This is a genomic window from Halobiforma nitratireducens JCM 10879 (genome assembly GCF_000337895.1).
In the GTDB taxonomy this organism is placed as follows: Archaea; Halobacteriota; Halobacteria; order Halobacteriales; family Natrialbaceae; genus Natronobacterium; species Natronobacterium nitratireducens.
In genome coordinates this window covers 1-1,194 of record NZ_AOMA01000173.1, presented here as the reverse complement: position 1 = coordinate 1,194, position 1,194 = coordinate 1, and the positions used below count along the sequence as shown (strand labels likewise).

Below are 1,194 nucleotides of genomic sequence, written 5' to 3'. Positions count from 1 at the left end.
CAGCCGCTGAATGTGACTGTTTCTTTCTCTGACCTCCGAACGAACTATTCCGCCGGAGTTCGTACGCGGGATATGCGATACTGTCCGGTTCCGTCCCGGTCGTCACGTCGCGGTCGTTCCCCGTCCTGCAGTTCCCGACCGTCCCGTGGCCGTTCGGGAGCAGCTCGGACGACGCTCGCACGTCTCGGCCGCGAGTGGTTCCTCACCGTCGTCGCCGTGCTGGCGGTGCTGGTCGCGATTCGGGTGGGGATACCCGGCGAGAGTCTCCCGCTCGTCCCCGTCGTCGGGCTCGCAGTCAGCGGCGACGACGACCGGAACGCACTCGAGCAGCTCGCCGACGACGTCGAGACCGTCGTCGACCAGTTCGCCGATCTCGACGTCACGAACCTGGACCGACTCGAGGACTGGGACTGGGACTGGGACCGTGACTGGGACTGGGACTGCGAGGGAGCGCAGATCAGGAGCTCGGACTTCGACGCGGAACGCTCAGACGCGGTCGGCGACCTGGCCGAGGCAGTCGACGAACTGGCGACCGCGGCGGCCGACCGGACCCAGCAGCTCGCCGAGAGTGAACGCTACCGGCGAGCGGTACACGAGATCACGTCCGACGAGGACGCAAGCAGCGAGGAGAAGATTCGGCGACTGCTCGAGCTCGGCTGCGATCGGCTCGACCTCGAGAACGGCATCGTCGCTCACATCGACGAGGAAACCGGCTGTTACGAGATCGAACACGCCGTCGGCGGACTCGCCGAGGCGGGCGACGAGACCGTCCTCGAGCGGACGCTCTGTCGCGACGTCGTCGATTCCGGGGACATTCTGACGCTGTCCGATGTCCCCGAACAGGGGTACGCGGACCATCCAGGCTACGAGGACTGGGATGTCGACTGTTACGTGGGTGGACGGATCGAGGTCGACGGCGAACTCTACGGGACGGTCTGTTTCGCCGATCCCGTACCCCGGTCGTCGTTCTCGGGGCCGGAACGGACGTTCGTCGATCTCGTGACTCGGTGGGTGAGTCACGTCTTCGAGCGCCGGGAGTACGAACGCCGGCTCCGGCTCAAGGATCGCGCGCTCGAAGCGGCTCCCGTTGGGGTAACCATTACCGACCCGGATCGACCGGACAACCCGATCGTCTACGCCAACGAGGCGTTCGAGGATATCACGGGCTATACGGACTCCGAGTGGCAGGGGCGG

Annotated in this window: 1 protein-coding gene; it reads left to right on the top strand. The window is 66.1% G+C overall.

Going from position 1 to position 1,194, the window contains the following annotated elements; genetic code table 11:
- Positions 1–72: 72 nt before the first annotated feature.
- On the top strand, positions 73–1,194 hold a 1,122-nt coding region (locus tag C446_RS16240), incomplete at its 3' end, for a GAF domain-containing protein (RefSeq protein ID WP_006674215.1).